Annotated in this window: 6 protein-coding genes; 2 read left to right on the forward strand and 4 right to left on the reverse strand. The window is 62.9% G+C overall.

Annotation, left to right across the window (positions count from 1 at the left end):
• Positions 1-97: 97 nt before the first annotated feature.
• The 3 genes from OBACDRAFT_RS24580 to obgE form a co-directional block, all read right to left on the reverse strand.
• Positions 98-1,135, reverse strand: a complete 1,038-nt coding sequence (locus OBACDRAFT_RS24580) for an undecaprenyl-diphosphate phosphatase (protein ID WP_081722335.1) — start codon at positions 1,133-1,135, stop codon at positions 98-100.
• Positions 1,136-1,175: 40 nt separating this feature from the next.
• Entirely contained in the window at positions 1,176-1,457 is a 282-nt protein-coding gene (locus OBACDRAFT_RS24585; RefSeq protein ID WP_043589825.1) for an FtsB family cell division protein, read from the reverse strand.
• 112 nt (positions 1,458-1,569) lie between these two features.
• The gene (gene obgE / locus OBACDRAFT_RS24590; protein ID WP_052362567.1) at positions 1,570-2,652 is read right to left on the reverse strand and encodes a GTPase ObgE; all 1,083 of its coding nucleotides are present in this window, start codon (positions 2,650-2,652) and stop codon (positions 1,570-1,572) included.
• Positions 2,653-2,873: 221 nt separating this feature from the next.
• Here obgE and OBACDRAFT_RS24595 point away from each other — a divergent pair, with 221 nt between their 5' ends.
• Positions 2,874-3,488 (forward strand): PAS domain-containing protein, encoded by a 615-nt coding sequence (locus tag OBACDRAFT_RS24595; RefSeq protein ID WP_064500190.1) that lies wholly within the window; start codon positions 2,874-2,876, stop codon positions 3,486-3,488.
• Between the two features lie 184 nt (positions 3,489-3,672).
• Complete coding sequence (locus OBACDRAFT_RS24600) at positions 3,673-4,482, forward strand: sugar phosphate isomerase/epimerase family protein (RefSeq protein ID WP_043589827.1); 810 nt, start codon at positions 3,673-3,675, stop codon at positions 4,480-4,482.
• Positions 4,483-4,520: 38 nt separating this feature from the next.
• On the opposite strand, the gene OBACDRAFT_RS24605 is transcribed toward OBACDRAFT_RS24600, so the two are convergent.
• Positions 4,521-5,687, reverse strand: a complete 1,167-nt coding sequence (locus tag OBACDRAFT_RS24605; protein WP_052362569.1) for a hypothetical protein — start codon at positions 5,685-5,687, stop codon at positions 4,521-4,523.
• Positions 5,688-6,000 lie beyond the last annotated feature (313 nt).

The following is a 6,000-nucleotide window of genomic DNA, read 5'->3' on the forward strand; positions in this document are numbered from 1 at the left end:
AGTGTTTTTAAAACAATCCTCATCGGGACCGGTGGCAAGGTGGAATTGTGGTCGTCACGGAATCGTCGGTCAGGTTGGTTTGGTTATATGCTGGCGATTATATAAAGGCATCCCACAGGAGCAAGGCGACGGCGAGGATTACGCGGTAGATGGCAAAGGCACCCAGTCCGTGACGCGCCAGATAGCCGACAAATCCCTTGATCGCCACCGCAGCCGACAAGGCGGCGACCACCATGCCGATCAGGGTATTGCTCCAGCCAAAGACCTCAATCACGCCGGCACCTGACTTATAACCTTTATAGAGAGCCGCCGCAGAGAGGAGGGCAAAGCCGGCGAGAAAACTAAACTCGGCGGAGCGGGCGGGCCGCAGTCCGGTGAAATAGGCGGCGACCATCGTGACCATGGAGCGGCTCATGCCGGGCCAGAGAGCGAGGCACTGGGCGAAGCCGATAAAAAGCGCCTGCCCGGGGCGGAGGTCGTCGCCCTTACGCTCGGCCTGGGGGGGGGGGCGGTGTTTGCGCCAGCGTTCGGCGAGCACCATGAGGATGGCGCCAAAGATCAACGCGAAGGCCACGGTGCGGATGGAAAACAGGTGCCGGTCAATGAAATCACTGAGCAGAAGGCCCGCGATGCCGGGCGGGATGCAGGCAAGGACAATGTTGCGCAGGAGGCGAACCCCGGCGGTGTTTTGCCCGAGAAGTCCGCGGGCTATCTCCAGCATGCGCCGCCAGTAAATGAGGGCGACGGCGGCAATGGCGCCAACCTGAATAATGACAGCGTAAGCGTCGGCGGCGGATTTGATGGTGAGCGGTTCTCCGTCCGGGTGCTTGGGCGAAGGGGGCTTGCTCCAAAGCGGGGCTCCCTGAGCGTCGAGCAGGGGAACGGTGGATTCGAGATCGAGGAAGTGGTTGGCGATGACGAGGTGCCCGGTTGAGGAGATGGGCAGGAACTCGGTGACGCCTTCGACGACGCCGAGAACCACGGCGTCGATCACATCGGGCGGCACGGGGGGGGGGGGGGGAGGGGGGGAGGAAACCGCGACAGGAGGCACGGCGGAAGTCGCGTGTGCGGCGGCGGCGCCAATGGACAGGATGAGGGAAAGCCAGAAGGACCAGAGCGGTATTCGAGAAAACATTACAGGATGACGTGTCGCGCCAGGGCGGGTGGTGGTGGTCTCATTCCTGAAAGCGGAAAACGAACTCTTCCGGTTTCGCGTAGCCGAGGCGGCGGCGGATTTCCATCTCGATATAAACGGGATCAGTGCGCAGGCGTTCCAGTATTTTGTTTTGCTCGTCGAGCCGGGCCTTGGTCTCCGCGAGGCGCAGAGCGGTCTGCGCGTGGACTTCTTTCAGGTGGTTATATTCACGACGCGTCTGCCAGAAAAAGAGACCCGCGATGGTAATGCCTCCCACGAGGAGAACTACATATATGACAATGAAGGCGCGGCGCAGGATCATGGCGTGGTTCGGAGAACGATGTCTATGTGGGTTGTCGGCGAAACGTGGTGCAAAACTGGTTCGCTGTAAATAACGGTATGCGTTTCCGGCGGATTTTGTGGTTCTCGCGGGTTTATGAGGATGCCGGTGCCGACGACGGCGATGCGGTGGTGGTGGTGGCGGATGTGGCTCCGCGCAGTCGCGCCATCTTGCGTGGCGCGCCGCCATGCGCAATGACACCTTTGCGCAGGGCGCGCAGCAGGGCGGGGATGCCCTCCTCGGTGAGACACGAGATGGGGAGGGGCTTGATCTTGTGGCGGCGCACAAACCTGGCGTAGTTGGCCGTGGAGGCGGTTTCGTCCATTTTGTTGGCGACGACGAGGCGGGGTTTTTTGAGGAGCGCGGGGTCGTAGGCCTTCAACTCGGCGAGGAGCGTGGCGTAGTCGTCGCGCGGATCGCGTTCGTCGGTGCCGGCCATGTCGATGAGAAACATGAGCAGCGTGCAGCGTTCGATATGGCGGAGGAAACGGTGGCCAAGTCCGCGGTTCTCGCTGGCACCCTCGATCAGGCCGGGCACGTCGGCGAGGAGCAGGCGGTCATAGGTTTCTGGATACTCGATCACGCCGATCTGCGGTTGCAGGGTGGTGAAGGGATAGGGGGCGGTCTTGGAACGGGCCTTGGTGATGAGGTTGGTAAGGGAGGATTTGCCGGCGTTGGGGAAGCCGACGAGTCCGACGTCGGCGATGGATTTGAGGATGAGGCGGTAAGTGCCGCCTTCGCCCGGCTGGCCGGGGTTGCTGCGTTTGGGGGCGCGGTTGGTGGCGGATTTGAAGTGGGTGTTGCCCCAGCCTCCGTTGCCGCCTTTGCACAAGACGATGCGCTGGCCGTCCTCGATCACTTCGGTGACGGCTTCGCCCGTCTCCTCGTTGATGACCACGGTGCCGAGAGGCACTTTGAGAATGGCGGACTTGCCTTCGTGACCGTTGCAATCGGCCCCGCGCCCGTATTCGCCACGCTCAGCGTTCCAGTGGGGTTTGTATTTAAAATCGATCAAGTTGTTCGTGTCGTCGTCGCCGATGAGGACCACGTCGCCGCCTTTGCCGCCGTCGCCGCCATTGGGCCCCCCCCACGGTTCATACTTCTCACGGCGAAAGCTGATCGCCCCGTCGCCGCCGTCGCCGGCCTTTGCTTTGATAACACACTCGTCGATAAACATCGGCAGGATGGTGCATAATCCTCCGCCCTTGCCAAGTGCCACGCGGCAAATCGTAAAAAACCCTCCGGAGGCACCCTCCCCCCCCCCCCCCCCCGCGCCGGAAAATATGCACTCCATTAGCAACAAACAGCTTCACACCTCCCGTCTTCTGCGCCATTCTTCCGTCCTGCCGTCAATCCCGGTGGCACCCTCTGCTAGTAAACCTCCAGCCCTCATCCCCCATGCTTACGGTCAACACCTCCAACCTCGCCAGCCATATCACCACCAACCGCGGCCACATCCTGTTCATGATCCTTGATGAGGTTCGCGATTTCATCTTCGTCAAAGACAACCGCTGCCGCTTCATCTACAACAATCGGGCCCACCTTGAGCATCTGGCCTGCTCGCAGGAGGACATTCTGGGGCGGACGGATTTCGACATTTTCCCCAAGGCGCTGGCCGACTCGTTTTACTTCGACGAAAAACGCCTCCTCGATACCCGCGTCCCCATCATCAAGGTGCAGGAATCGGTCAACTCCCGGGGCGAGATGTTTTTCACCACCGCGCTCAAGCAGCTCGTGTGCAGCCCGCGGGGTGAGATTCTCGGTTTCTTCGGCATCATCCGCCGCCTCCTTGCCAACGACCGCAGCGGACTCGAAAAAACCCACCGCGACATCCTCGAAGCCCTGCGCCGCGACCCCGGCACCACCCCGCAGCAACTGCGCGCCTTCGAAACCTCGCTCCCCATGCTTCTTTCACGCACCACCGACGGCGACGCGACTCGCGTCCCGGTCGCATCCAGTGGATCGACGCCTCCGCTTGCAACCGCTTCCCCGGAGACATTGGAAAAACCATGATCCTCCCCGCCCGGACGTTCTCCTGCACACGGATGGCAGGAGAAACGATTTCGGCCATCGGTCCGGTAAAAGCAGGGAAAAAGTCACGTAACAGAACCTTGCGCGCAAGATGCGAGCCGGACAACGTTGAGGCCTGACGCAAGTCCGCCCGGTCCCGTATCCCAACCAGCACTACATCACCCTTATGATACTCCACACCTTTTCCACCCTTGGCTGCCCCCACCTCGACCTCGACGCCATCATTGCGCTCGCCGCCCGGCACGGCATTCACGCGCTTGAGCTGCGCGCCGTCTCCGGCACCACCGAACTCCCCGATCTCTTCGCCCGCGAATACGGCACGCCCGCGCAACTTGCCGCCCACCTCCACCGGCGCAACATCCGTATCTGCTCCATCGATACCTCCTTCAGTCTCATCGGCGCGAAGGACGGTGACCGCGAGCAACTCATCAAGTTTGTCGAATGGGCCGACCGCCTCGACGTTCCCTGGATGCGCGTTTTCGACGGCAAACGCAACGGGGCCAGCGAGAGCGAGTCGATCACCGAGGCCGCCGACACCCTCGCATGGTGGCGCGCGGAGCGCCAGCGCCAGGGCTGGGCCGTGGACCTCATGATGGAGACCCACGGCACCTTTGTTAACACGCCCGCGCTTCAGGGTCTTTTTCGCGCCGCGCCCCACGTCTCGCTCCTCTGGGACGCTCATCACACCTGGCGCAAAGGTGGCGAGATGCCCTTCGATACTTGGTCAACCGTCCGGGCGCACACCGTGCACGTGCATGTGAAGGACAGCGTCAACGAGCCTACGCCCGACGGCAAACACCCCTACACCTACGTGCTGCCCAGCAAGGGCGAATTCCCCATGCAGCCGTTGCGCGAACAACTCTCCGCCGACCGTTTCGACGGTTTCCTCAGCCTGGAGTGGGAACGCCTCTGGCATCCCCAGCTCCCGGAACTCGACAAGGCGCTCTACACCGCCGCTCAAAATCGCTGGTGGTAGGCGCCGCCGTCGGACGGCACCCGCATCATCAGCGACGTTCAGCGGCGAAAACCGCCTCCACGGAATCCGCCGCCGCCGTGAAAGCCGCCGCCGCCGAATCCCTGAAAGGCGGGACGCGCCATCTGGAAGCTGCGTTCGCGCTGCGCGCCGAGGTTGCGCGATTGGAAATCGCGGTCGAGCGCTCCGTGGTCAAAGGCAGGCTGGCGCTCCCCTGCCCCACCCTCGCCAAGCCGATGTTGCTCGCCGGGATTGAGCGCAGGCGCAGGCGTTGAGGGCGCGGCGGGAGTGGCGGGCGGGCGACGTTCGCCGCCGCCGGACTGGCCGGGCTGAGGCTTGGTGAGCTGCGTCCAACTGCCGTCATCGTTACGCTGATACACGTGGCCGTCGTGGCCCGCGTAAACGTTGCCATTGATGTTGGCGATGGCGCCGTCCTCGCCGCGCGCGGTGGCGGTGTGGATGACCTTGCCATCGAGTCCAATGACGGTGCCGGAGCCCCCGGTGATCGTCTTGCCCGTGTCGCCGTCGTGAATGGTGCCGTGCTGCCCAAAGGCGGTGACTCCCGTGGTGTCGTTGTGCGCGATGGCGCGGCCCCCTTCGGCGTAGCTGCCGGTGTAAACGTTCTCGATCGCGCCACGCTGGCCCACGACCTTGGTGCCGGTGGTGGAGTTGTAGGCGTGTCCGTATTGCGTGGCCCACTCGTTGCCGGTGAGTCCATCGTAGCCGCCGGCGGCGCGGGAAACGCTGTGCCACGGACCGTTGTCATGGTAAATGTTGCCCGAGGTGCCGGCCCAACCATAGGGCCCCCATGCGGTGATGCCGCCGTAGGCGTTGTAGCCCCAGCCATAGCAGTAGGGATAATACGGTCCCCACCAGGGAGCGGGCGGACACGGTCCCCAGTAATCCCAGTCGTCGCCCCAGGCCCAGCCGACCGCGAATCCGAAGGCCCAGCCGGCCCACGGCGTCCAGCAAAGGTTGCTGTAATAGCCGTAGCTGCAGGGATAGGAGACGTAGATCGTCTCGCTCACGTAGGGAGGATAAATGTAGCCGGTGCCATAGACGACCGTGCCGTCGGGCCCGATGATCGCGCCGTAATAGCCGGGCGTGTATCCAACCCACACATACGTCGTGTCGTAACGATAGACGCGGACGTAGGTGATGTAGTGGAGCGGCGAGGACGGCGGGATGGTGTAGATGATGGCGGGCACGCTGGTGGCGACGCTCCAGGGGCCGCTGGTAAGAGCCGGGGAAAGTCCTGAAAAGGGTCGGGAGAGGTGAAATGAAAAGGGTCGGGTGGCGAGGTTTGCGGACTGTCCGCGGGCACCGCGCGTGGGGGGCGCAGGGGGCTCGTTAAATGCCTCTTAAGACATTCTGATGCTGTAAACATTGCCGGTATAAACGTGTTTGATGCCAGACGCTGAGTAGAGCGTGGCCTCGATCTTGGCCTTGGTGTTCAGTGCGCCGGTCATGCTGTGGTTCCAGCCAACGGTCACAGCAACCTGGTCGCCGTCTGCGGCGGGG

Origin of the sequence: Geminisphaera colitermitum TAV2, assembly GCF_000171235.2 — a bacterium.
In the GTDB taxonomy this organism is placed as follows: domain Bacteria; phylum Verrucomicrobiota; class Verrucomicrobiia; order Opitutales; family Opitutaceae; genus Geminisphaera; species Geminisphaera colitermitum.